21 protein-coding genes are annotated in these 24,603 nt (G+C 73.0%); 12 read left to right on the forward strand and 9 right to left on the reverse strand.

Annotated elements, in window-relative coordinates; translation table 11 throughout:
• The first annotated feature begins 57 nt into the window (after positions 1-57).
• Positions 58-933 (forward strand): SCO4651 family lipoprotein, encoded by an 876-nt coding sequence (locus tag IE153_RS32995; protein WP_189593403.1) that lies wholly within the window; start codon positions 58-60, stop codon positions 931-933.
• Positions 934-940: 7 nt separating this feature from the next.
• On the opposite strand, the gene IE153_RS33000 is transcribed toward IE153_RS32995, so the two are convergent.
• Positions 941-1,891: a TIGR01777 family oxidoreductase gene (locus tag IE153_RS33000; protein WP_189593404.1), complete on the reverse strand. Its 951-nt coding sequence runs from the start codon at positions 1,889-1,891 to the stop codon at positions 941-943.
• Between the two features lie 116 nt (positions 1,892-2,007).
• Here IE153_RS33000 and IE153_RS33005 point away from each other — a divergent pair, with 116 nt between their 5' ends.
• On the forward strand, positions 2,008-2,334 hold the full coding sequence (locus IE153_RS33005; protein WP_031113632.1) for an antibiotic biosynthesis monooxygenase family protein: 327 nt from the start codon (positions 2,008-2,010) through the stop codon (positions 2,332-2,334).
• 117 nt (positions 2,335-2,451) lie between these two features.
• Here the strand turns inward: IE153_RS33005 and IE153_RS33010 are convergent, their stop codons facing one another.
• On the reverse strand, positions 2,452-3,804 hold the full coding sequence (locus IE153_RS33010; protein WP_189593405.1) for a diacylglycerol/lipid kinase family protein: 1,353 nt from the start codon (positions 3,802-3,804) through the stop codon (positions 2,452-2,454).
• Positions 3,805-4,116: 312 nt separating this feature from the next.
• On the opposite strand from IE153_RS33010, the gene IE153_RS33015 reads away from it, so the two are divergent.
• From IE153_RS33015 to IE153_RS33025, 3 genes are all read left to right on the forward strand, one after another.
• Entirely contained in the window at positions 4,117-4,623 is a 507-nt protein-coding gene (locus IE153_RS33015) for an SRPBCC family protein (RefSeq protein WP_189593406.1), read from the forward strand.
• Positions 4,623-5,669 (forward strand): LLM class flavin-dependent oxidoreductase, encoded by a 1,047-nt coding sequence (locus IE153_RS33020; RefSeq protein ID WP_189593407.1) that lies wholly within the window; start codon positions 4,623-4,625, stop codon positions 5,667-5,669. The genes IE153_RS33015 and IE153_RS33020 overlap by 1 nt, the downstream gene beginning before the upstream one ends.
• A 111-nt stretch (positions 5,670-5,780) precedes the next feature.
• Positions 5,781-6,470 carry a hypothetical protein gene (locus tag IE153_RS33025; RefSeq protein WP_189593408.1) on the forward strand — a complete coding sequence of 230 codons (690 nt, stop codon included), beginning with the start codon at positions 5,781-5,783 and terminating at the stop codon, positions 6,468-6,470.
• 5 nt (positions 6,471-6,475) lie between these two features.
• On the opposite strand, the gene IE153_RS33030 is transcribed toward IE153_RS33025, so the two are convergent.
• Positions 6,476-8,443 (reverse strand): hypothetical protein, encoded by a 1,968-nt coding sequence (locus IE153_RS33030; RefSeq protein ID WP_189593409.1) that lies wholly within the window; start codon positions 8,441-8,443, stop codon positions 6,476-6,478.
• Positions 8,444-9,206: 763 nt separating this feature from the next.
• Between IE153_RS33030 and IE153_RS33035 the strand changes: the two genes are divergently transcribed.
• A complete protein-coding gene (locus IE153_RS33035; protein WP_189593410.1) occupies positions 9,207-10,310 on the forward strand; it encodes a GNAT family N-acetyltransferase in 1,104 nt (367 codons plus the stop codon).
• A 621-nt stretch (positions 10,311-10,931) separates the two neighbouring features.
• Here the strand turns inward: IE153_RS33035 and IE153_RS33040 are convergent.
• Positions 10,932-11,519 (reverse strand): AMIN-like domain-containing (lipo)protein, encoded by a 588-nt coding sequence (locus IE153_RS33040; protein ID WP_189593411.1) that lies wholly within the window; start codon positions 11,517-11,519, stop codon positions 10,932-10,934.
• 149 nt (positions 11,520-11,668) lie between these two features.
• Between IE153_RS33040 and IE153_RS33045 the strand changes: the two genes are divergently transcribed.
• Both IE153_RS33045 and IE153_RS33050 read left to right on the forward strand, forming a co-directional pair.
• A complete protein-coding gene (locus tag IE153_RS33045) occupies positions 11,669-14,239 on the forward strand; it encodes a SpoIIE family protein phosphatase (RefSeq protein ID WP_189593412.1) in 2,571 nt (856 codons plus the stop codon).
• Between the two features lie 141 nt (positions 14,240-14,380).
• Positions 14,381-15,046 carry a GAF and ANTAR domain-containing protein gene (locus IE153_RS33050; RefSeq protein ID WP_229829288.1) on the forward strand — a complete coding sequence of 222 codons (666 nt, stop codon included), beginning with the start codon at positions 14,381-14,383 and terminating at the stop codon, positions 15,044-15,046.
• A 15-nt stretch (positions 15,047-15,061) separates the two neighbouring features.
• On the opposite strand, the gene IE153_RS33055 is transcribed toward IE153_RS33050, so the two are convergent.
• The gene (locus tag IE153_RS33055) at positions 15,062-17,197 is read right to left on the reverse strand and encodes a SpoIIE family protein phosphatase (RefSeq protein ID WP_189593413.1); all 2,136 of its coding nucleotides are present in this window, start codon (positions 17,195-17,197) and stop codon (positions 15,062-15,064) included.
• Positions 17,198-17,409: 212 nt separating this feature from the next.
• On the opposite strand from IE153_RS33055, the gene IE153_RS33060 reads away from it, so the two are divergent.
• Positions 17,410-18,162: an ankyrin repeat domain-containing protein gene (locus IE153_RS33060; RefSeq protein ID WP_229829289.1), complete on the forward strand. Its 753-nt coding sequence runs from the start codon at positions 17,410-17,412 to the stop codon at positions 18,160-18,162.
• Here the strand turns inward: IE153_RS33060 and IE153_RS33065 are convergent.
• The 3 genes from IE153_RS33065 to IE153_RS42485 all read right to left on the reverse strand — a co-directional run bounded on the left by IE153_RS33065 (position 18,150) and on the right by IE153_RS42485 (position 19,393).
• A complete protein-coding gene (locus IE153_RS33065; protein ID WP_189593415.1) occupies positions 18,150-18,332 on the reverse strand; it encodes a hypothetical protein in 183 nt (60 codons plus the stop codon). The two genes, IE153_RS33060 and IE153_RS33065, sit on opposite strands and share 13 nt — an antisense overlap.
• A gap of 96 nt (positions 18,333-18,428) precedes the next feature.
• The gene (locus IE153_RS42480; protein WP_268251900.1) at positions 18,429-19,025 is read right to left on the reverse strand and encodes an aldo/keto reductase; all 597 of its coding nucleotides are present in this window, start codon (positions 19,023-19,025) and stop codon (positions 18,429-18,431) included.
• Complete coding sequence (locus tag IE153_RS42485) at positions 18,953-19,393, reverse strand: aldo/keto reductase (protein ID WP_268251901.1); 441 nt, start codon at positions 19,391-19,393, stop codon at positions 18,953-18,955. The genes IE153_RS42480 and IE153_RS42485 overlap by 73 nt, the downstream gene beginning before the upstream one ends.
• Positions 19,394-19,623: 230 nt before the next feature.
• Between IE153_RS42485 and IE153_RS33075 the strand changes: the two genes are divergently transcribed.
• From IE153_RS33075 to IE153_RS33085, 3 genes are all read left to right on the forward strand, one after another.
• Complete coding sequence (locus IE153_RS33075; RefSeq protein WP_189593416.1) at positions 19,624-20,445, forward strand: chitosanase; 822 nt, start codon at positions 19,624-19,626, stop codon at positions 20,443-20,445.
• Positions 20,446-20,528: 83 nt separating this feature from the next.
• Positions 20,529-21,491: an EamA family transporter gene (locus IE153_RS33080; RefSeq protein ID WP_189593417.1), complete on the forward strand. Its 963-nt coding sequence runs from the start codon at positions 20,529-20,531 to the stop codon at positions 21,489-21,491.
• Positions 21,492-21,549: 58 nt separating this feature from the next.
• Positions 21,550-23,799, forward strand: a complete 2,250-nt coding sequence (locus IE153_RS33085) for an MMPL family transporter (protein ID WP_189593418.1) — start codon at positions 21,550-21,552, stop codon at positions 23,797-23,799.
• Positions 23,800-23,811: 12 nt separating this feature from the next.
• Here the strand turns inward: IE153_RS33085 and IE153_RS33090 are convergent, their stop codons facing one another.
• Complete coding sequence (locus IE153_RS33090; RefSeq protein WP_189593419.1) at positions 23,812-24,579, reverse strand: sulfite exporter TauE/SafE family protein; 768 nt, start codon at positions 24,577-24,579, stop codon at positions 23,812-23,814.
• Positions 24,580-24,603 lie beyond the last annotated feature (24 nt).

The raw sequence follows: 24,603 nt of genomic DNA on the forward strand, positions 1-24,603 counted from the left end.
TTCGTGCCCGGCTTGGGCACTTGAGTCGCACCACACACCTGAAGAGGAGCTGGTTCGATGGACAGGGCGGGGAACGGCAGGCGGGTCTGTGCCTTAGGCGTCGCCGGGGTTCTGGCGGGGACGGTGCTGGTCGGCTGCGGCGACGACGGCGACTCGGGCGACGGCACGCGGGGCACCTCGGCGAAGTCGAGCGCCGGCGCCCGGGAGCAGGGCACACAGGCGGTGCGCTCGGCCTACGACAGGACGGCCGAGGAGGACACCGCCAAGGTGAGGCTGCGGGTGCAGACCTCGGCCCGGGGCGCCTCGGAGACCGCGAACGGGCAGGGCGCGGTGGACCTGGACGACGGCGACAGCGTCATGACCCTCACGATGAAGGGGCAGCGGATCGAGCAACGCGTGATCGACCAGGTCCTCTACCAGAAGATGCCCAAGGGCCAGGCGCCGGGTGGCAAGCCGTGGATCAAGATCGACCTGGGGAAGGTCGCCGCACGGCAGGGCGCCGGCGACCGGTCCATGAGTGATCCGGCGCAGTCGGCGGCGTACGCCAAGGCGATCACCGACAAGGACGTGACCGAAAAGGGCTCGGCGACGGTCAACGGGGTGAAGACCACGCACTACCGCGTCACCGTCGACGTCGCCGAGCTTCCCGACGGCGACACCCTGCGCAAGCAGGTGGGCCCGACGCTGCCGATGGACGTGTGGCTGGACGACGAGGGCCGGATGCGCCGTCAGCAGATCGACATGACCGTCAAGGCCCCGAAGGCGTCGCAGCGCTCCTCCTCCGGCGCCTCGTCCGCGCCCGAGAAGGTCACCGTGCGCACGGTCATGGACTTCACCGAGTTCGGCACCGAGGTGGAGGCGGACGCGCCGCCGGCCGGGCAGGTCACCGACATGACCGGCAAGGCGCTGGAGCAGGGCAAGGGGCAGAGCTGACCCGAGGTCACCTCACCGCACGGCCGCGGAGACGTCGTACGAGGTCGTCCGCGGCCCCCGGCCACTTTGGACGCTCGAAGGCGAAGCCCGCTTCGAGCAGGCGGCCGGGGACGACGCGGCGGCTCTTCAGCAGCAGTTCGGTGTCCGAGCGCAGGAGGAACGCGCCGATCTCCGCCATCCAGCGCGTCGCGGGCAGGCCCACCGGGACGCCCCCCGCGGCGCGCAGGGCGCGCATGAAGGCGCGTTGCGGGAGGGGCTCGGGTGCGGCGAGGTTGACCGGGCCCTCGATGTCGTCCCGGGCGACGAGGAACTCGACGGCCCGGGCGAAATCCCGGTCGTGGATCCAGGACACGTACTGGGCGCCGCCGCCGACCGGGCCGCCGAGGCCGAGCCGGGCCAGTCGCAGCAGGACGTCGAAGACGCCGCCGCGGTCCGGGCTCATCACCATGGCGGCGCGCAGGGCCACCTTCCGGGTGTGCGGGGTGTCGGCGCCCTCCTGTTCGCGTTCCCAGGCCTTGGCGATGTCGACGCTGTATCCCCAGTAGCCGGGAACGCCGGGTTCGGTGCCGCCGATCACGCCGGTGGTCTCGTCGTTGGGGGCGTCGAAGCGGTGCGCGTAGACGGTCGCGGTGCTCATCTGCAGCCAGACCCGGGGCGGCCGGGCGGCAGCGGCGACCGCCTCGCCCACGACCCTGGCGGAGTGGACCCTCGAGTCCATCATCTGCCGGAGGTTGGCGGGCGTGTAGCGGCAGTTTACGCTCCGACCGGCCAGGTTGACCACGACGTCGCAGCCGTCGATCTCGGCCGCCCAGGGCCCCAGGGTCTCGCCGTCCCAGTGCGCTTCGCCGGGCCCTGCCGGGTGCCTGCTGAGCACCACGACGTCATGTCCCGCCGCGCTCAGCGCGCGCTTGAGGACCGTGCCGACCTGCCCGGTACCGCCGGGCATCACGAACTTCATGAAGGTCTCCCCTCGACGTGTGGAAGCGACCTTAGCCGACTTTTGAACACGTTCAAAACATGATGGAGACGTAGTGATTAGCCTGCACAGATGCGCCATCGGGCAAGATGGGGCGCATGAGCGTAGTCAAGATCAACGTGCTGACCGTGCCCGCCGAGCAGCGGGAGACGCTGGAGAAGCGGTTCGCCTCCCGTGCGCACGCGGTGGAGAACTCCGACGGGTTCGAGTGGTTCGAGCTGCTCCGCCCGGTGGAGGGCACCGACACCTACCTCGTCTACACGCGGTGGCGTGACGAGGAGTCGTTCCAGGCCTGGATGGAGGGGCCGATGAAGAGCGCACACCAGGGCGGCGGCGAGGGCGGCGAACGACCGAAGCCCGCGGCGAGCGGTTCCACGCTGTGGTCCTTCGAGGTGGTGCAGCAGGCCGGGCCGAAGGAGGCCTGACCTACGGCGCGACGCACGAGGTCCCCCACGCCATGCGGCGTGGGGGACCTCGTGCGCGACGGCCCCGCCGGGGCTCAGGTGCCCCGGAGCACTCGTCCGTGACGACCCCGCCGGCGCTCAGGCGCGCCCGGAACGCGTGGGCACGGCGGTGCGGCCCACCGCGGCAGCCAGCTTGCGCAGCCGGCGCCAGTCGAGACGCGGGGGCGCCTCGGGGACTCCGGGTCGGTTGCGGGGCACCCGGACGCGCAGGGCGCGGCGCGCGATACGGCAGTGGACGGGGGCGGGCATGGTGAGCGCCTCTCCGTCGAGGCCGACTTCCAGCTGCGGTTCGTCGGCGTCCACGACGACGTGCTGGGCGGTGAGCACGGTGAGCCCCTCCGGGCGCGGGGACAGCAGGAGTTCGGCGGCCTCCACGGCACTGTCCACGCGGACGGCGAGCACGCCCAGCCGCCCGGAGTTGAGGCGCTCGCGCCGGCCGAAGCCGAAGGGGTCGTCCATGCGGTAGGCGTTGTTGCTGACCAGGATCGCCTGCGGGTCGGCGACGGTGGTGCCGTCGGCGGTGGCCGTCAGACGGGGCCCGCTCTGCCGGGTGAGCAGGTCGGGCAGGCGCTCCAGGGCCGCGCCCACCTTGTCCTCGCGATAGCCAGGGCTCTGGACGACGGCCCCGTACACGCCGAACGAGGCGTTGTTGACGAACGGACGGTCGTCGGCGAACCCGAGGTCGACACGGAGTTCCACACCGTCGGTGAGGGCGTCGAGGCAGGTGGCGGGGTCGTCCCGGTCCAGGCCCAGGTCCATGGCGAAGTGGTTGCGCGTACCGGCGGCGATGACGAGGAACGGCAGCCCGTGCTCCGCGGCGACGGCGGCGACCAGGGCCTGGGTGCCGTCACCGCCCGCGACGCCCAGGAGGTCGGCCCCGTCGGCCACGGCCGCCTTGGCCAGGGCGGTGACGTCCTGCTGCTGGTCCGGGTCGAGCAGAACGACCCGGGCGCCCAGCGACTCGGCCTTCTCCTGCAGGTTGAACTTCTCGACCTTGCCGCCGCCGGAGCGCGGGTTGAGCAGCAGGAAGGGACGCAGTGGCGGCGGTGTGCGGTACTCCTTGACCCGTACGGTCCGCAGGCCCGTGCTGCGCAGGGCGTAGCGGCCGCTCCAGACCGCCCCGCACCACAGGAGCAGGGAGACGAAGACCACCCAGAGCAGATTCGCGGTGGCGAAGAGGGTGATGAGGCCGACGGGCGCGACGACGGCCAGCGCGGCCGACGCGATACGGACCGCTCCCCGCCGGGACAGCACCCACCAGAGCGCGGCCGCGGTCAGAGCGAGTCCCGCGAGGCCCGCCACGAGCAGGAGCAGCCCTCGCAGGCCGCCGGAGACGAGTGGCAGCAACGCCGCCAGCGCGGCCGCGGCCAGGGCGCCCCGGGCGGCCCATCTCTGCCGGCGGTGAAACCGCTCGTTCATCGCCGATCCCATCTCGTCCTCCGCTCGAAGGCCCGCGCGGGCGGATTCCCGCGGACCGTGCCCCGCCGTGACCATGGTGCCCGCCGACGCGTCGGCACTGCCACCACCATCCTGGATGGCTCCCCCGCCGCCGGGCCCGTCAGACGCGAGATCCCTCGGGGCGGAGCCATCGGTAGCGTACGCGGCCCCGTCGGCGCGGTTCCGCGCACCGGGGCACATCCGCACACCTTCTCACCTCACCTGACCGTAAGCGCTCTTGACCTGGTGAGTCTCATTACGCAACTCTGTGGGCACAGTTCCTGTCGACGAGGAGGCCGGCACGCGATGGAGTGGACGGGCGCGCGGTACGCGGACCAACCGACGGTCGAGGTGACGACGTGGGTCGCCGCCCCGCCGGGGAGGGTGTGGGCGCTGGTGTCGGATGTGACGCGGATGCCGGAGATGAGCGCTGAGTTGCAGTCGGCGCGGTGGGCCGAGGGTGCGTCCGGGCCGGCCGTGGGAGCCCGGTTCGTCGGCCGGAGCAGGCACGAGCGGTTCGGGGACTGGGAGACGACGTCTACGGTCGTCGCGTGCGAACCGGAGCGGGAGTTCGCCTGGGCGGTCGGGGACCCGGCGGAACCCAGTGCCGTCTGGCGGTTCGGGCTCGAGCCGAGGGACGGCGGGACCGCGTTGTCGCAGTGGATGCGGATGGGGCCCGGCCGTTCGGGTCTGTCGTTCGCGATCGACGCCATGCCGGAGAAGGAGCAGAAGATCGTGTTCGTGAGGCTGCGGGAGTTCGAGCGGGGCATGACCGCGACGCTGGAGCACATCAGGCAGCGGGCGGAGGCCTGATGCGCGCGGCGACGACCGTCGAGGCGGCGGCTCTCGGCTCCTGGTCCCAGCAGGCCGACTTCGTCATGGAGGCCGAGAAGCTGGGGCTCGACGTCTGCTGGGTGGCCGAGGCCTGGGGTTCGGACGCTCCGTCCGCCCTGGGCTTCTACGCCGCCCGTACGGAGCGGATGCTGCTCGGCTCGGGGGTCATGCAGATCGGCACGCGCACGCCGGTCGCCCTCGCGCAGACGGCGATCACCCTGTCCAACCTGTCCGGCGGCCGTTTCCTGCTGGGGCTCGGCCCGTCCGGGCCGCAGGTGATGGAGGGCCTGCACGGGGTGCCGTTCGCCCGTCCCCTGGCGCGGATGCGGGAGACGGTGGAGATCGTGCGGCAGGCCGTCGGAGGCGGCAAAATCTCCTACAGCGGCTCGGAGTTCGGCATCCCGCTGCCCGGCGGGGAGGCGGTGCCGATGCGCCTGTCCATGCGCGCCGAGCACCCCGTGCCCGTCTATCTGGCCGCGCTGTCCCCCGCCATGCTGCGCCTGACCGGCCAGGTCGCGGACGGCTGGCTCGGCACCAGCTTCGTCCCCGAGGGTGCGGCGGAGGCCTACTTCGCTCCCCTGGACGAGGGTCTGGCCGCCGCCGGCCGTGAGCGTGCCGGGTTCGACGTCTGCCAGGGCGCCGAGGTCGCGTTCGCCCGGGACGAGGAGGCGCTGGCCGCCATGGTCGCCGGGCGGAAGAAGGAACTCGCCTTCAGCCTGGGCGGCATGGGTTCCGCGTCGACCAACTTCTACAACCGGGCCTACAGCCGGCAGGGCTGGGCCGATGTCGCGGCGGAGGTCCGCCGGCGCTGGCAGGCGGGCGACCGGGACGGTGCGGCCGGTCTGGTCACCGACGAGATGGTGCTGGCCACCACGCTCATCGGCACGGAGGAGATGGTCCGGCGGCGCCTGCGCGTCTGGCGCGACGCCGGGGTGGACACGGTCCGCCTCTACCCGGCCGGAGAAACCCTCGACGACCGGCTCGACACCCTCGGCAGGGCGATCGAGCTGGTCCACGAGACCTAGGTCGTGTCGTTCGGATCGGCCGCAGACACGGCGTCCGGCACCGAAGCGAGCGGGTAAGCTCCTCTGCTGATCACCGGCCGACACGATCAACAGGGGGGCTCCGTGCGGGCCATGGCTACCGTGACGACGACCGCGCTCTGCCTGCTGGCGAGCGCGGCCCTGGCCGGGTGCGGGGCCGACGGCACCGGCGAGGACCGATCCGCCGGCGACATCCTCGACGAAGCCAACGCCAGGATGCGGAAGTTGGATTCCGTCACCGTCGACATCACCAACCGCACCCCGAGCAGCGGCACGGTCACCAGCCACCTCGTGACCGACCTGGACGGCCGGTGCCGGTCGAAGACGACCTGGTCCAAGGGCGGCACGTTGGAGCAGATCCGCCTGGACGAGACCGACTACGTCCGTCCGGACCGGGCCTACCTTCAGAAGTGGAAGAACAAGCCGGGCGTCACCGATGAGCAGCGGCTCTGGGTGAAGACGCCCGTGAAGCAGGCCGCCGGGGGCGGCAACGGACTCACCTCCTGCGAACGGCCCTTCGACTCGTTCGGCACGGCGAAGAAGGGCGACTCCACCCGCGTCGGAGACACCGAGGCCATCGAACTGATCGTCACCGACAAGGCGGACAAGGAAGGGACGTACACCTTCTACGTGGCCCGGGAGGGCGAGCCGTATCTGCTGAAGACGGTCTACAAGAGCGCCGCACAGCAGACCACGACGTCGTTCAGCGGTTTCGACGAGCCGCTGAACGTACGGGCGCCGAAACCGGGTGAGGTACTGAGCGCGGGCGGCTCCGGCGGCTGACCTGTTCAGGAGGCGACGGCGAGGAGTTCGCCGACGGCTGCGCGGATGGACTCGTCCGTGACGAACGAATGCCAGCCGCCTCCGAAGCGCAGGCGTTCGTCCCGGGCGGGCACGTCGCGCAGCAGGTCCGCGGCCCGGTCGGCCGCGCCTCCCATCCTGGTCAGGCAGCGCACGGCGGGAAGCATGGCCGGCAGGTAGGTGCCCTCCGTCAGCGGTCGGACGGCGGCCAGCAGGGGCGCGACCGCGGCTGCCGTGTCGCCGGTGACCGACCACAGGGCGTGCGCGGCCCGGACACTCGTCCAGGTGTCGGCGGAACGTGTCAGTCGGAGGAGCCGGTCGGCGTGGCCGGCTGCATGCGGGCCCAGGTCGGCGAGCCTGCGCAACGCCCGGTTCGGACAGTCGCCCTCCGTCGCCGCGGGGCCCAGCACGGCCAGTGCGGGACCGGGTTCGCCGCCCAGCCGCCAGGCCGCCCAAGCGGCGAGTTCCGCGTCCGCGCCACCCGTGCCCGTTCGGGGGAGCAGCAGGTGACGGGCGACGGGGTGCTCGATCCCGATCCGCGCCAGAGCCGTCGCCGCAGGAGCCCAGGTCCGGTCGTCCTCCAGCAGCCCGGTCAGGCGGGAAGCGGCCGGGGCCGCCGCCGGCCCCCATGCGCCCAGCACCTCGGTCAGCCCCCGCAGCACCCCGAGGTCGGTGGTGTTGCCGAGCCGGTCGCAGATCGCGGGCAGCAGCGCACCGGCGTGGTCCCGCAAGGGGACCAGGACGTCGTGGAGCGCGGGGAGCGCGGGATGGTAGAAGTCGCCGCCGATGGCGGCTGCGGTGGCGAAGCCCGACGGCACACCGGCCACGCGCTCGATCAGGCCGGGCAGGCAGCGCGGGTCGTTCATGCGGGCCAGCGCCCACAAGGCCGCGTCGGCGACGGTCTCACCTCTGCGGGTCGGACGGGCGCTGTCGTCGCCCAGCACTCCGGCGATCGTGTCCGCACGGTCGGCGGCCGACGAGCCAAGGCAGGCGAGCAGCGCCGCCGCCCGGTACCTCACCTCCGGCACCGGATCGTCCAGACGGTCCACCAGGTCCGGCAGCAGCTCGCGGGCCGGTGAGCGCCACGTGTGGAGCAGTTCGCCCGCCTGCGCCAGCGCGCCGATCCTGTGCTCGGGGTCCGGATGGCCGGCCAACAGCCCCCGCACGAACGTGGAGGCCGGGGGCGGGAGCAGCCCCACCGTCCGGTGCTGGACGGCTCGTGTCCCGTTCTCCACGGAGCTGGTGTGCCGCCACACCTCCACGCTCGGATCCCGGACCGCCTCCAGCAGGAGGTCCGAGTGTCGGGCCGGCAGGTCACGGTCTCCCTCCGCCAGGGCGTGCACGGCGGCCAGGCGCAGCTGCGGCTCCCGGTGGCCGAGCAGCCCGCGCAGGAGGGCGAGCGCGTCGGACGCTCGGGCCCCGGCCGGCTCCCGCAGGGCCGACCGGCCGAGGGCGAGGACGAGGTCCAGGCGGGTCGCCAGGTCGTCCTCGGTCCGCCAGCACTCAAGGAGGGCAGTCAGGACGGCCTCGCCCGGGCTGTCGCAGTCGGCGATCACGTCGGCTGCTCCCCCGCGGATGCGCGGGTCGGGGTCGCTCAGCAGCGCGAGCACCTCGGGCAGGGCCCGTTCCCAGGCCGCGTCCCAGCCCGGGTCCTGCCGGCGAGCCGGGACCCGGGCCGCCTCCGCGGCGAGTACGGCCACGAGATCGAGCACCGTACGACGGCACGGCACGTCCGGATGCGCGACGAGACGGAGCAGGAACGGCAGCGCGGGCGGGGCGGCGGGGCAGATCCATCCGCCTTGGTGGAACAGGAGGTTGAGCAGATCGTCCGCCGCGGACTCGGCCTCGTCGGCCGGTCGCCGCGCGCATCGGCGCAGCAGGTCGGGTACGTCCCGGGAGGACCCGTAGTGGTGTGTCAGCCCTGCCCAGTCGACCTCGTCGAGCCCCTCCCACATGGCGCGACCTTATCCGGGCCCCGGCCGCGCGACCGAACGGATTTCCGTACCCTCGCGGCTCGTTGAGCCGAGGGCGGGGCGAGATACTTCCCGGCAGCGCTTTCCGTTGGATTTCCGGTGGCAACCGGCCGAGTGGGACGAATCGTCACACCAGGGCTTGACGGGGTGGAGTCGGGCTCGGCCTACTGGAAGGCACAGCCGGCCGTGTCGGGGGGGGCAGGTCCGGCGTCGGGTCTGGGGTCGAGTCCACTCCGTGTTCCCCCGCCGGAACGCAGGTCAGGGGTCTGATGGTGCGGCGACGTTGGGCAACGGTGGTGGGTCTGGTGGCCTGCCTGTTGTTGCTGCAACTCGTCGTCCCGGGGCTCGCGGGCGAGGAGCGCGCGACAGTCGTGGCCGCGGTGGAGTCGGACGCGGTGTGGAGTGCCGGGGCCGAGGGGGCCAAAGAGGCCGAGGAGCCGTGTCCGTGCGACGAGGAGCCGTCCGGTCGGCGGCTCGCGGCACGGACGCCGCGGGCGGCGGGGGCGGCCGGGGTGAACCCGGCGGTGACCGGGGCGTCCGTGCCGGTCCGGGATGGCCCGGACCTCCGTGCGGTGGGAACGGGACCGTGTCCGGGGGCGGTCGGATCCGCCCCGAGCGCTGCCCGGTTGCAGACGTTTCGCTGCTGAGTGACGGCAGTACGGCCAAGGGCCTGCACCGTGCGGCCTGAGTACTGCCCTGGTGCCGAATCGCGGTGATGTGCAGGCCTTCGTGTGTCCCGATGCCGATGACACAGGAGGCAGAGTTGCCTGGAAAGCGCGTTCTCGTTCTGAGGCCGGACGAACTCGGTCCGAACGACCAGAAGATGTGGCGGGAGATCCGGATGGAGTCCGGCGCCCCGGCGAATCCCTTTCTCGATCCGGCGTTCACCGTGGCGGTGGGACAGGTCAGGTCGGAAGTCAGGGTGGCGGTGCTGCTGGACGACGGTTCCCCGGTGGGGTTCTTCCCGTACGAAGTGGGGGTGTTGGGGCGGGGCCGGGCCGTCGGCCTGGGGGTGTCCGACAGTCAGGGGGCCGTGCTGCGTCCGGGGGTCCGGCTGGACGCGCGCCGGCTGTTACGGGTCTGCGGGCTGTCGTCCTGGGAGTTCGACAACCTGGAAGCCGGCCAGGAGGTGTTCGTGCCGCACGCGGTCGAGGAGCTCGCCTCCCCGGTCGTCGACATCGGTGAGGGCTTCGAGGCGTACACGCGGCGGCTGCGGGCGCAGTCACCGGGATTCCTCAGACAGACCCTGGCCAAGGAGCGCAAGCTGGTCCGGCAGATCGGCCCGGTGCGGTTCGTGTACGACGCCCGGGACCCCGCCGCGCTGCGGGCGCTCATGGAGTGGAAATCGGCGCAGTACCGGCGGACCGGCCGGCGGGACCGGTTCGCGCAGGAGTGGATCACCCGGCTGGTGGGACTGCTCGGGGAGAGCGAGGAGCCGGAGTGCCGCGGGGTGCTGTCCGTGCTGTACGCCGCGGACCGGCCGGTCGCCGCGCACTTCGGGCTGCGCTCGAGCACCGTGCTGTCCTGGTGGTTCCCGGCGTACGACCGCGCGTACGCCAAGTACTCCCCCGGTCTCGTACTGCAGTTGAGGATGCTGGAGGCCGCGGCGGCCGACGGCGTCGAGACGGTCGACCTGGGGAGCGGCCCGGCCCGTTACAAGGAGTCGCTCAAGACCCGTGACCTGCGGGTGTACGAAGGAGCGGTGGTGCGGCCGGTGCCGGGCGGAGCGGCGCACTGGCTGGGCCGGGAGCCCGCACGGGCCGCCCGCCGCTTCGTGCGCAACCGGCCCCGCCTGGCCGGTGCGGCGGCGCGGACACTCGAGGAACTGGGCCGCTTGCGCGGCGGCTGAGGCCGGACCGCCGGGCAACCGGCCCGTGGTCCGTGCCCCTGGCCGTGCCGCAGGCGTCCGGCCCGTGGATGTGACCTGGGCGCCCCGGCCCGTGGGCCGTGGGCCGTGGCCCCGGCGCTCGGCCCGGAGGCTGTGGCCCCGGGCCTCGGGCCATGGACGGTGGCTCCGGCGCCCGGCACCCGGCCCATGGACCGTGGCTCCGGCGCTCAGCCCGTGAACCATGCCCCGGGCTCCGTCCCGTAGACCACCGTGACCTTGGTGTCCCGCCCGTGGAGCGTGCCCCGGGCGTCCGCCCCGTGGACCGTGACCCTGGCGTCCGCCCCCGTGGCTGGCGCCCGGCCCTCGGAGCCGGGTACCCGTGCACCTTGGTCCGGGCGCCCGCTCCGTGGCCCACGCGCACGGGCCGCGCACCGTGACCCCCGCGCGCGGGCCGCGCACCGTGGCCCCCGCGCTCGGCCCGTGCACCGTGTTCGGAACACACGCCCCGTGACCCCGGCGCCCAGCCCGTCGCCCCGGGCGCCACGGCCCCGCACCGTGGCCCCCACACTCAGCCCATGCACCGTGTTCGGAGCACACGCCCCGTGACCCCGGCGCCCAGCCCGTGGAGCCCGGCGCCACGCGTCAGCCCGTGGCGGTCCAGCTGTGGGCGACGTCCACGATGACGCGGTCGTCGAGCTGCTGCACCCTGAAGGGCAGCCGGGCCCGGACGCCGAGGCCGATCTGGGTCTCGCCCTCGAAGCTGCCGGCGAACCGGGTGTCCCGGAAGGTGCGGTACCCCGTGAGGTCCACGCCCGGCAGCGGGCGCGCCACCCGGCCGGGGTACGTGGCCGCGCCGGTCTCCGGGTCGTACGCGGGCGCGGTCACCCGCACCTCGATGACGGCACCGCCGGCCACCGGGATCTGGCGGCCCGAGCCGTCCTGGTAGAGCCGGTCGACGTACTGGACCCGGTAGCCGACGCCGCTGCCCGCGCCGGGCACGTCGACGACCATCCGGTCGAAGCAGGTGTGCCGGCCGGTCCTGACGTTCGTCAGCGGTGCGACCGTGGCGCCGGCGTCGGTCTTGGCGAGGCTTCCCCAGCCGGTCGGACACGCCGCGGCGCGGGTGGTGGACTGCGCGCCGGCCGGTGCCGCACCGGCCGGGACGGCCGCCACACCCACTGTGGCGCCCACGAGTGCGAGAGTCGCGCATGCTGTTCTGATTCGTACCATTGCCGCCCCCGAGGCTTGCATTGTGGTGGTACCGGGTGAGACGGCCGGGCGGACCGAAAGGTTGCACTTACCGCGCCGGACCGCCGACCATGGCACATCCTGGTGGGGAGCGATTGGTGTCCGGTGCGTCCGTACCGGGAGGACGCGACATGGATGAGGCAGCCGCCGTACCGGACGGGCCGCGGTCAGCCGCCGGCCGGAGCCGGGACGGGGCTGACGGCCGGTTCCCGGGCGGGGACACGAGCCGGATCGAGGATGCCCTCACGGACCCGCTGGTGGAGGCCGTACGGGACCTCGACGGCTACGGCGGCCTGGTCTATCTGCGCTCCCGCGACCGGCGCTCGCTCGTGCTCGCGATGGTCACCGGGGTGCCCCGCTCGCTGCTCAAGAGCTGGTGGCGGGTGCCGGTGGGCGGTGCCCTGCCGATGGCGGAGGCCTACCGGCGCGACGAGACGCTGTGGCTGCCGGACGAGCGGGCCACCATGGTGCGCTTCCCGCACTTCACCGCCGGGCTGCCCTACTCCTTCGGCTCCGCCTACCAGCCCGTCCGGGCCGGCGGCGAGGCCGTGGGCGTCCTGGTCGTCCTGCGCTCGGCGGCCCGGCCACCGATGGAGGCGGAGGCGGTGGATCTCGCGCTGCGCCCCGCCGAGCGCGTCATGGAGGAGCGCCTCGATCACCTCGCCGCGGGCCGGCCGGGCCCGGACGCCGACGTCTGTCGCGTCGAGTACGACGACGAGCCGATCAGCGTCCGGCTGCCCACCTCCGCCGCCCGCCCGGTCCGCGTCGGACTCATCGACTGGGACCTGGACAGCGACCGGTGCTCGGCGGACGACGAGGCCCTCGAACTGCTGGGCATCGACCGGGCGGACTACGGCGGCACCATCACGGACGTAGAGGCCCGGGTCAGCCCCGACGACCTGCACGAACTACGGGAGAGCCGATACGACGCCCTGGCCGACGGCCGGGTCAGGTCGCGGCACTTCCGGGTGCGGGACGAGTCCCGGGGCGAGGGGCAGACCGGATACCGGCCGGTGGAGCTGTGGGGCCATCTCGTGCACGGCGGCACCGGCTCCGCGCGGATCCTGGTGGGCGCCCTCGTCGACGCGGGCGGCGGGCTCACCGCGGCCGAAGCGGCCGAACGGCTGCCCGACGGGCTCTTCTCACTGGACCAGGACGGCCGCCTGACGTACGCCAACCGCCGCTGCGAGGAGCTGCTGGGCTCCGGTCGCGAGGACCTCTTCGGCCGCTACCCCTGGGAGGTGATCACCTGGCTCCGGGATCCCGCGTACGAGGACCGCTACCGGGCGGCGATGCTGTCGCAGGAGCAGGTGTCCTTCCTCGTCCGGCATCCCGACGGGAACTGGCTGAGCTTCGTGCTGTACCCGGACGTGCACGGGCTGACCGGCCGGGTCTACCCGACCGGGCCGCCGCCCACCGGGGCCGAGCAGGGGCCGGAGGCCGCAACCGCCACCGGGCCCGGCCTCACGGCCGCCTCGCCGCCGCCCGGGCCGGTGGCCGCGGCGCGGGCCGGGGCGCTGTACCACGTGGTGCAGATGGCGAGCGTGCTCACCGAGGCGGTCACCGTGCAGGACGTCTGCCGAGCCGTGGCCGAGCAGCTGCTGCCCGCCTTCGGCGCCCGGGAACTCGCCCTGTACACCGTCCGCGACGGCCGGATGTACCTGCTGTGGGAGTCGGGCTACCCGGAGGGCTTCCTCACCCCGTTCGAAGGCGTCACCCTCGACACCCAGCTGCCCGGCGTCCACGCGCTGACCACGCGGCTCCCCCTGTTCTTCGAATCGCCCGAGGACCTCTCCGTCGCCTATCCGGGCATCACGCTGGACCGCATGAACGCTTGGTCGTTCATGCCGCTGATCGCCTCCGGCCGCTCGGTCGGCTCCTGCATCCTCGGCTGGGACACCCCGCACAGGTTCACCCCCGACGAGCGTTCCGCCCTCACCGCGCTGAGCGGCCTGGCCGCCCAGGCGATGGAGCGGGCGCGGCTCTACGACTCGGAGTCCGCCGTCGCCCGCGGCCTCCAGGAGGGGCTGCTGCCGCACCGGCTGCCCGCCGTCGAGGGCCTGCGCACCACCGGCCGCTATCTGCCCGGTACGCAGGGCATGGCGATCGGCGGCGACTGGTACGACGTGATCACCACCGGGCGTGGCGTGGCCCTGGTCATCGGGGACGTCGAGGGGCACAGTGTCGGAGCCGCCGCGGTGATGGGCCAGTTGCGCAGCGCGGTGCACGCCTTCGCCGCGAGCGAGCGGCCGCCGCAGGAGGTCATCACGCACACCAACCGGCTGCTGACCGAGCTGGAGTCGGACGTCTTCGCCACGTGCTGCTACATCGAACTCGACCCTGCCACCGGACGGGCCCTCGCGGTGCGGGCCGGCCATCCCCCGCCGCTGCTGCGCCACCCCGACGGGCGGGCCGAGACGCTGGATCTGGCGGGCGGCGTCATGCTGGGCGTGCAGCCCGACTCGGTGTACCCCGTCACGGCGCTCACCCTGGCCCCCGGCAGCGTTCTCGCCCTGTACACCGACGGGTTGGTGGAACGGCCGGGCGACGACATCGAGACGGGCATCGACGCGGTACGGCGCCGGCTGTCCGAGACCCCGGCGGACTCGGTCGAGCACCTCGCCGACCGGTTGGTCGGGGCGGCCCGCCGGGCCCGGGAGCGGCCGGACGACGTGGCGCTGCTGCTGACGGCGTACCGGTGATCGCGGCGCTCGGCTCCGGGCATCCTGCCCGGACGCCCGGCCCCTTGGAAGAACGGCCGTACGAAACGGCGCGGAGTACGGTGGGCGGCACCGGCGAGCGAGGCGGTGGTGACGGTGGAGTGGCGGCGGTATGCCGAGCAGATGGCGCAGCTCGCCCGGGACCTGGTCGCGCAGGATTCGGTCCAGGCGACGCTGGACGCGATCTCGACATCGGCGGTGAAGGTGATCGAGGGCTGCGACGCCGCCGGGATCCTGACGGTCTCGAAAGGCCGGGCCGTGACTCTTTCCGTGTGCGGTGACATGGTCGCCGAGTCGGACCGGCTGCAGGGCGAGCTCGGCGAGGGTCCGTGCTTCGACGCCGCACGCCGCGTGGACGGAGAGCGGCTGTTCCGGATCGCCGACATGACCCGGCCACAGCCGTCCTGGCCGCGGTACAGCCGGGCGGCCCGTGACCTCGGGATCGGCAGCATGACCGGCGTTCTGCTCTACACCGACGAGGAGGACTTCGGCGCGCTGAACCTCTACTCGCGCCGCCCCGGGGCATTCGGCAAGGACATCGAGGCCGCGGGGTGGCTGCTCGCCTCGCACGCCGCCGTCGCCCTGGCCACCGCCCGTACCGTCGACCAGCTCGAACACGCGCTGGACAGCCGGCACGCCATCGGTGAGGCTATGGGGATCCTGATGGAACGCCATCGGATGAGCGAGGACGAGGCCTTCGGTGTGCTGCGGCGCATCTCCCAGGACCACAATCTCAAGCTGCGCGACGTGGCCCAGCGGGTCCGGGCCGACCACTCCGGCCAGGTCTGAGGGTCCGCTTCGGCCTCACGCGGGTTCGTCGCGCAGGCGGAAGGCGCGCAGGAGGAGCACCGCGATGTCGTCGGTGTGCCGTCCGGTGGGTGTGGTGTGGCGGACGAGCCGGTCGATGACCCGTTCCAGGTCGTGTCCGTCGGCGGTGTCCAGGTGCCCGGCGAGATCTCTCGTGGTGCGGGTGACGTCACTGCCCGGGAGTTCGACGAGGCCGTCGGTGTAGAGGGCGAGGGTGGTGCCGGGGAGCAGGGGCACGGTGGTGACCGGGTAGTCGCCGCCGGTGTCGATGCCCAGCAGCGGGCCGGGCTCGACGTCGAGAACGGCGGCGGGGTGCCGGGCGTGGCGCAGCAGCGGCGGCACGTGTCCGGCGCTGGCGAAGGACGCCTGCCCCCGGCTCAGGTCGAGGTGGGCGTAGAGGCAGGAGACGAGCAGTTCGGAGTCGAGGTCGGCCAGGAGCCGGTTGGTGCGGGCGAGGACCTGGCCGGGTGCGGCGCCGGCGGTGGCGTGGGCGTGGATGGCGGTGCGGACCTGCCCCATGAGGGCGGCGGCGGCGACGCTGTGGCCTTCCACGTCGCCGATGACGGCGGCCGCGGTCGTGTCGTCGAGGCGCAGCACGTCGAAGAAGTCCCCGCCGACCTCGGTGCCGTGACCGGCGGGCAGATAGCGGGCGGCGACGTCGAGACCGGGCAGCCGCGGCAGGGCCCGGGGCAGCAGGGCGCGCTGCAGTTCGTGCACGAGCCGGTGTTTGGTGTCGTAGAGCCGGGCGCGGTCGAGGGCCTGGGCGATCAGGCCGGACAGCGAGGTGAGGACGGCGCGTTCGTCGGCGGTGAAGGTGTGCGGCCGGGCGTAGGACAGGATGCAGCAGCCGACCGGGCGGCCGGAGATGATCAGAGGGAGGAACGCCCAGGCCTGCTTGCCGCTGATCTGGGGTGCGTCGGGGTAGCTGGCGGCCAGTTCGGCGGGATCGGCGAAGAAGGCGGGGGTGCCGCTGGCGAGGACCTGGCCGGCGGGGGTGAGGTCGGTGTCCAGGGACAGGGCGTCGAGCCGCTCCATGACGTCGGCCGGGTAGCCGTGGTAGCCGGTGATCTTCAGCCGTCCGGCGTCGACTCCGGACAGCACGAGGCCCTGGGCGCCGAAGGCGGGCAGGATCTGGTGGGTGATCAGTGCGACGAGGTCGCGTACGGTCACGGACTCGGTGAGCGCGGCGGCCAGGTGCACGAGTTGGTAGAGGCGTCCCGTGGGTGCCACGACGGGCGGCCGTGCACCGGCGGGCTGCGGTGGGGCCTCGGTCCGCTCCGCGCTCGGCAGGACGCGGACGCTGATGCCGCTGGTGTCGGGGTAGAGCTCGAAGGTCAGCGGCTGGTCCGGCGGGCGGAGCGCGGTGAAGGAGACGGGGGCGCGACTGACGAGGGCCGTGCGGTAGTGGTCCTCGTAGACGGGGTCGTCGAGCCAGGACAGGGATTGCCAGGGCCGGGTGCCGAGGAGCCGGTCGGCGGCGCGGCCGAGCAGGCGGGCCGCGGTGGCGGTGACGAAGGTGATGCGGCCTTCCAGGTCGAGGGCCGCGGCGCCCTCGGGAAGGCGTTCGAGGTAGTCGGCGGCGGCCAGACCGGTCTGCGCGGGGTGACGGGTGGCGTCCACGGGCACGACGCGCGGCTGGTCGGGCAGGGCCGGTGGCCGGGTGGCGTCGTCCAGGAGCCGGGCCATGCGGCGGGCGCTGGAGGTGATGTGGCCGCGTTCGCGTGGCGAGATCCGGCGCGGCCGGCCGGCGGGCCACATGAGCACGAGGCCGCCCCAGGAGCGCCGTACGCCGGTCAGCGGGACGGCGGCCAGGGCGAACGGGTAGGGCAGGACGGCGGCGGCGCGGGGGTAGCGGCGGGCCATCTCCTCCTGGCCGGCGACGCTGACCAGGGTGTCGTCGTGGATCGCGTCGGCGACCGGGACCGGCGCGGTGAGGGGGAGTCGCTGCCAGGGCGCGGAGAAGGCCAGCGGCAGACCGCACAGGGCCACCAGGCGCAGCACCGGCTCCGCCTCCTCGATGAGGTAGAGGCCGCCGATGGAGGCGCCGGTACCGCGCACGGTGTCGGCCAGTGCCACCGACAGGGCGTCGTCCAGCGATCCGGAGCCGCCGGGGTGCTCCTTGCTCCCGGGCATGGTGTCCTCCCGCTCCTGCCCGCACGATGCGCCTGGCGGAGCGTGCGGGCATGTCCTCCGTACGTGTGCCCGGTTTGCGGCTGAATGTGCAGTCTCGGGGTGTGATCACAGGACCGCCCGGGGGTGGCGGTGCGGCCGTTTCGTGCGGACGGCCGTGCACGCGGGCACCGGCTGGCAGAATCGGGAGCCCTGGAGGGCACCGGGAGGCCGCCTTGCTGACGCTGACATCGCAGGACCCGCTGGCCATCACCGTCACGGAGGCGATCCGGACCGGGGATCTGCCCGGGCTGAGGCGGCTGCTCGCCGACCACCCCGGTCTGGCCACCGCGCGCGTCACCGAGCAGGGCGAGGACTGCAAGGGCACGCGCACTCTGCTGCACATCGCGGCCGACTGGCCCGGTCACTTCCCCAGGGGTCCGGAGGTCGTCGCGGCCCTCGTCGCCGCCGGGGCCGACCCCCGGGCCCGCTTCGAGGGTGCGCACGCGGAGACGCCGCTGCACTGGGCCGCCAGCAGCAACGACGTGCCCGTGCTCGACGCGCTCATAGCGGCCGGGGCCGACATCGAGGCGCCTGGGGCGGTGATCGGCGGCGGCAGCCCGCTCGCCGACGCCCGGGGATTCGGCCAGTGGCGCGCGGCGCACCGGCTCATCGAGCACGGCGCCCGCGTCACCTTCCAGGACGCCGCCACACTCGGCCTGCTCGACCGGGTCCGGGGCTTCGTCGAGGCGGACGAGCCGCCGTCACCGGACGAGATCACCAGCGCCTTCTGGGGCGCCTGCCACGGCGGGCACCTGCCCACCGCGCAGTACCTGCACCACCGGGGCGCCGACCCCCACTGGTGCGGCTACGACGGCATGACACCGCTCGACATCGCCCGCGCCCAGGACGCCGACGACGTCGTGCGGTGGCTGCGCGACCTGGGCACGCAGCGGAAGACCTCCGGCGGGGCGCCTCACAGGCAGTAGCGCACGAGCCATTCGTCCTGGTTGTAGGCGGTGCGCGCCGGGTCGGGCACGCTCGCCGCCCGCTCCTCGACCATGTCCTCCACACGCACCGGCTCCGGCAGTGTCCCGAAGCGGGCCCGGCGGGCGGCGCCCTCCGCCTCGTTCCCCTGCTGCGATGTCGCCTCGTCCACGGCGATTCCCCTCTCCGGCTGGTCGGTCCGGCCCTTCGGCCCCTGGTGGGCAAAGAGTTGACGTGTGAGAGGGGCGCTTGGTTCCCGCCGCGTCGCTCAGCCGTAGAAGTTGCGCTGCCACCGGTGCCCGGCGAGGGTGGCGAGCTGCTCGTCCGTGAGCGGCCGGCCGTCGCTCAGGGCGGTGTTGCGCTCGACGTTGCGGACGCTGCGCATCCCGGGGATGACGGTCGAGACGGCGGGGTGGCTCAGGACGAAGCGCAGCGCCGTCTCGGCCATGTCGTCCGCGCCGATGCCGAGGTCGGCGCAGATCGCCGCGACACGCCGCTCGACCTGGGCGGGGCGGTCGTCGCGGAAGCAACGGTTGCGGAAGTCGCCCTCGGGGAAGGCCGAGCCGGCCGTGATCCGTCCGGTCAGTCCGCCCTCGTCGAGGGCGACGCGCGCGATGACGCCGACGCCGTGTTCCGCGCAGGCGGGGAGCAGGGTCCCGGCCGGGGCCTGGTCGAAGATGGTGTAGATGACCTGGATGGTGTCGACCGTGCCGCTGCGCACCAGCCGAACGGCATTGTCGGGCTCGTGGTCGTTGACCGACACGCCGAAGAGGCGGATCTTGCCCTCGCGCTTCAGGTCCTGGACCGTCTCCAGCCACTCACCGCGGCCGGCCCGTTCGTCGCTCCACACATGGAACTGCACCACGTCGAAGTGGTCGCCGCTCGCGCGCAGGCTGGTCTCCAGGCTGTCGCGGATGTGCTCACCGGGGAACGCCCGATCGGGGGGGCCACCCCGTCCGGGGCGGGCCACAGCCGGTTCAGCGGCGGGACCTTGGTGGCCACGAGGACCTCGTCACCGGCCAATTCCCGCACCACCCGGCCGACGATGCGTTCACTCTCCCCGTAGCCGCGGGTGGTGTCGACAAGGTTCACGCCGAGGTCCAGGGCCCGGCGCAGGGCGCGGACGGACTCGTCCTCGCCGGCGCCGAACCAGGCGGACTCGCCGATACCCCAGGCGCCGTAGCCGATCTCCGACACGGACAATCCGCTGCGTCCCCGTTCGCGATAGCGCACGGTGCGCCTCCACGGCACGGCGGTCCCCCGACGGACGGCTGCCGCCGGCTGCGCCGACCCTAGGCGATCACCCGCCGGGGATCACGGAGGTTTCGGTGGGTGAACCGGCTTGTTCGACCCTACGAACTTTCAACTCGGTTGTTTCCCCTGCGCCTTCACAGTGATAGGAAACCTTCCTATCAGTTCTGCACGGCCCGCTCTTCCAACCCCCCACTCCGCTTGGAGGCACCGTGAGACACCCCTCGGCCCCGGCCACCCGCCGCACCGTGCTGGCGCTGTTCGGCGCGGCCCTCGTGGCCACCCCGCTGCTCCAGCCGTCGCACGCCACGGCGTCCGCACGTGCGATCGGGCTCGACGACCCGGCGAAGAAGGAGATCGCCATGCAGCTCGTGTCGAGCGCGGAGAACTCCTCGCTCGACTGGAAGGCGCAGTACCAGTACATCGAGGACATCGGCGACGGCCGCGGCTACACCGCGGGCATCATCGGGTTCTGCTCCGGCACCGGCGACATGCTGGACCTCGTCGAGCTCTACGCCGCCCGCAAGCCCGGCAACGTCCTCCAGAAGTACCTGCCGGCCCTGCGCGAGGTCGACGGTTCCGACTCGCACGACGGGCTCGACCCCGGCTTCCCCGGCGACTGGCGCCGGGCGGCGCGGGACGCCGAGTTCCGCCGGGCCCAGGACGACGAACGCGACCGGGTGTACTTCGACCCGGCGGTCCGGCAGGGCAAGGCGGACGGGCTGCGCGTACTGGGCCAGTTCGCCTATTACGACGCCATCGTCATGCACGGCGACGGCGGCGACCCCACGAGCTTCCGCAACATCCGCAAGCGGGCCCTGCGGACGGCGAAGCCGCCGGCGCAGGGCGGTGACGAGGTGACCTACCTCCACGCGTTCCTGGACGCGCGGGTGTGGGCCATGAAGCAGGAGGAGGCGCACAGCGACACGAGCCGGGTCGACACCGCCCAGCGCGTCTTCCTGAACCGGCGCAACCTCGATCTGAACCCGCCACTGGACTGGAAGGTCTACGGCGACAGCTACCACATCGGCTGACGCCCCGGCCCGGGAAGTGGTCCACCGAGCAGGCAGGGAAGTGGACTCCTTCCCGGGCCGCCCGGCTGCCTACCGTCGCCCTCATGAACGCCACCACCACGCGCGGAGCCCTGCTCGCCGCGCTCGCCTGCGTCCTCGTCGGAGGGTCCTTCACCGCCAACAGCGTCCTGGGCGACTACCCGTACGCCGGCGGCCAGTTCCTGCGCTACGGACTGGCCTGTCTGTTACTGCTCCCCGCGGCCGGGAAAGGCGCCGCCGACCGGTTGCGGGCCCTGACACTGCGTCAGGGGGTCCGCCTCGCCCTGCTCGCGGCGGTCGGCATGGTCGGCTTCAACCTGGCCGTCCTCGCCGCCGAGCGCACGGCGGAACCGGCGGTGCCCGGCGTGCTCGTGGGCTGTGCGCCGGTGGTCGTCGCCGTGCTGGTCCCCCTCCTCGACGGGCGCGGGCCGCAACGGACCGTGCTGTACGGGGCGTTGCTCGTGGCCGTCGGCGCCCTCACGGTCCAGGGCTGGGGGCGCACGGACGGCGCGGGCATCGCCTTCTCGGTCTGCGCCCTGGCCGGGGAGGTCGGCTTCGCCGTGCTCGCGGTCCCCGTGCTGCGGCCGCTCGGGCCCCGGCTGCTGTCCGCCGTCGTGTGTGCGGTCGCCGCGCTGGAGTCGGCTGCGATCGGGCTGCTGTTCGACGGGGGTGCGTGGCTGCGGCGTCCGGACACCGTCGAGACGTCCGCGCTGCTGTGGCAGGCGGTGGTGGTCACCGTGGTCGGCTTCGTGTGCTGGTACATGGGCATGCAGCGGATCGGCGCGGAACGCGCCACCCTGTTCTCCGGCCTCATCCCGGTCGCGGCGGCCTGCACCGCACCGCTCGTGGGCACGGGCTCCTACGGACTCGCGCAGGCGGCGGGCAGCGCGCTGGTCGGGCTCGGTGTGGCGCTCGGGTCGGGGGTGCTCAGGCGCGCGGGACGCGAGCGCCGTTCACGGGCGCGGGCCTTTCGGGGGAACGGGCGCCCCGAGTCCCGTGGCGTCCGCGTGCCTGGAATGCCGGAGTGATCCCGCGCGCATCTAATGGACGGCACTGACCTCCAGGCCGACACAGGAGACGACGTCCATGCCGCACAGCCGCACCGGTGAAGGGGACCAGAAGGCCGCGCGCGGAGGTGTGCTTCGGCGGCTGGGCGAATGGTGCGCACGCCACTTCGTCGTCGTCATCATCGCCTGGCTGGTGGCACTGGTGGCGCTGCAGGTCGTCAGCCGTGAATTCGGAGGGGAGTACTCCGACAACTTCAGCCTGCCCCAGGCGCAGGCCCAGAAGGGCCTGGACGTGCTGAAGGCGCACGATCCCCAGGCCGGCGGCTACAGCAGCCAGATCGTGATGCGCGACGACCAGCAACCCCTGACCGCGCTGAGCTCCCAGATGTCGACCACGGTCGCCGACCTGGAGAAGCTCCCGCACGTGCTGTCGGCCCAGAACCCGCTGACCGCCCCGAGCACGCCGAGCGGTCAGCAGAACGTGGGGCCGCTGTCGGACGACAAGAAGACGGCCTACATCACCGTCCGTTTCAACGTGCAGCCCTCGACACTCGGCGACGACTATCTCAACGGCGTCGACACCGCGGTGCAGCCGTTGCGGTCGGCCGGGGCGGAGGTCGAGTACGGCGGGCCGCTCGGCGAGCTCGCCCGGCCGTCCGCCGACGACCGGGTGAGCGAGCTGATCGGTTTCGGCGTGGCGGTCATCGTGCTGCTGGTCGGGTTCGGGAGCGTGATCGCCGCCGTCGTCCCGCTGCTGAGCGCGCTGATCAGCGTCGTCGGCGGGCTCGCCATCCTCGGGCTGCTGGCGGCGGCCTTCACCTTCGCGACGGTCTCACCGACCCTGGCCACGATGATCGGCCTCGGTGTCGGCATCGACTACGCCCTGTTCATGCTCACCCGGCACCGGCAGAACCTCATCGACGGCATGGACCCGGTGCGGGCCGCGGGTCAGGCCGCGAGCACCAGCGGCCATGCCGTTCTCGTCTCGGGCTGCACGGTGATCATCGCGCTGGCGGGCCTGTCCGCGTCCGGGGTCTCCTTCATCTCCCTGCTCGGTGTCGCCGCCGCCGTCACCGTCGTCTCGGCCGTCGTCGGCGCGCTCACCCTGGTGCCGGCCCTGCTCGGCCTCATCGGCCGGCACATCGACCGCTTCCACGTGCGCACGCCCATCGCCGAGACCGAAGCCGGGGCGGGGGACACGCCGCAGGGCACCTGGCACCGGTACGCGCAGCGGGTGGAGCGCAGACCGCTGTCGTTCCTGTCGGCGGGTGTCGCCGTGGTCGTGGTCCTCGCGATCCCGTTGTTCTCCATCCAGCTCGGGCACATCGGCGACGGCGCCGACCCGACCTCCTTCACCGACCGACGGGCCTTCGACCTGATGGCCGATGCCTTCGGGCCCGGCTCGAACGGCCCGCTCACGGTCGTCATCGACCAGACGAACGTGCCTCAGTCGCAGCGCTCCGCACTGGCCTCGAAGGCCCAGCAGTCGCTCGACAAGGTCCAGGGCGCCGCCGTCGTCACTCCCCTGACGCCCACGCAGGACGGCGACATCCTGCTCGGCACGGTCTACTCGACCAAGTCCCCGCAGAACGCCACGACCACGGACCTGACCAACCGTCTCGTCGACGACACGCTGCCGGACGCCGTCCAGGGCACGGACGCCAAGGGGTACGTCACCGGCACGACGGCCACCCAGGTCGACTTCCGTGACATCGTCGCCTCCCAGCTGCCCGTGATCATCGCCGTCGTGGTGGGTCTGGCGTTCCTGATCATCCTGGCTGTGTTCCGGGGCCTGCTCGTCGCCGTCAAGGCGGCCGTCCTGAACGTGCTGTCGATCGCCGCGTCGTACGGCGTGGTCGTCGCGGTCTTCCAGTGGGGCTGGGGCGGTCCCGCTCTCGGGGTCCACGGCAAGGTGCCCATCGAGAGCTACGTGCCGATGATGATGTTCGCCATCGTCTTCGGCCTCAGCATGGACTACGAGATCTTCCTGCTGTCGCGTGTCCACGAGGCCTGGCTCCGCACCGGGGACGCCAAGGGGTCGGTCGCGCACGCCCTGGAGATCACAGCCCGCGTCATCACCTGCGCCGCGCTGATCATGGTGAGCGTGTTCGCGGCGTTCCTCCTCAGCGACAACATCGTGGTCAAGATGCTCGGGCTGGGGCTGGCCGTCAGCGTGCTCATCGACGCGACCGTCGTACGGCTGCTCATGGTGCCGGCCGTGATGACGCTGCTCGGGCGGCACGCCTGGTGGATGCCGCGGTGGCTGGACCGGGTGGTGCCGCACATCGACGCCGAGGGGTCGAAGGCCGAGGCGCACCCCGCTTCCTGACGGGCCCAGGGGTCAGCGCAGCACCAGGTGGACAAGGGCGACCGTGCCGACCGACACGATCAGGGTCCGCAGCACGGCCGGGCTGAAACGGCGTCCCGTTCTGGCTCCGATGAGGCCGCCGAGCGCTGATCCGGCGGCGATGAGCAGGACGGCCGTCCAGTCGAAGTGGGCGAAGAACAGGAACAGCACGGCTGCGACGGTGTTGACGACGGCGGCCAGCACGTTCTTCACGGCGTTGAGCCGCTGCAGCGTCTCATCGAGCAGCATGCCCATCAGGGAGACGTAGATGATGCCCTGCGCGGCGGAGAAGTAGCCGCCGTAGACGCTGGCCAGCGTCAGCCCGGTGAACAGCAGGGGTCCGCCGTCGCGGCGCACGGGGCTGCTCCCCGTCTCGCGACGGCGGCGCACCCTCTTCGCGATCCAGGGCTGGCACGCGACCAGGACGAGGGCGAGGCCCACCAGGACCGGCACGATCCGTTCGAACGCCGACGCGGGCAGGGTCAGCAGCAGGACGGCGCCCGCGAGGCCGCCCAGCACGGCGCCGATGCCGAGCAGCAGGACGCGCCGCCGCTGGCCTCGCAGTTCCTCGCGGTAGCCGATGGCCGCGGTGATGGAACCGGGGACCAGGCCCAGGCCGTTGGACACCGTGGCCGTGACCGGGGGCATGCCGGTGGCGAGCAGGACCGGAAAGGTGATCAGCGTCCCCGAGCCGACGACGGCGTTGACGGCCCCGGCGCCCGTGCCGGCGGCGAGCACGGCGGCCATTTCCCACGGCGTCACGCCGCCCCTCCGCCGCGTGTGCCG

Source organism: Streptomyces massasporeus (assembly GCF_014648995.1).
Lineage (GTDB): Bacteria > Actinomycetota > Actinomycetes > Streptomycetales > Streptomycetaceae > Streptomyces > Streptomyces massasporeus.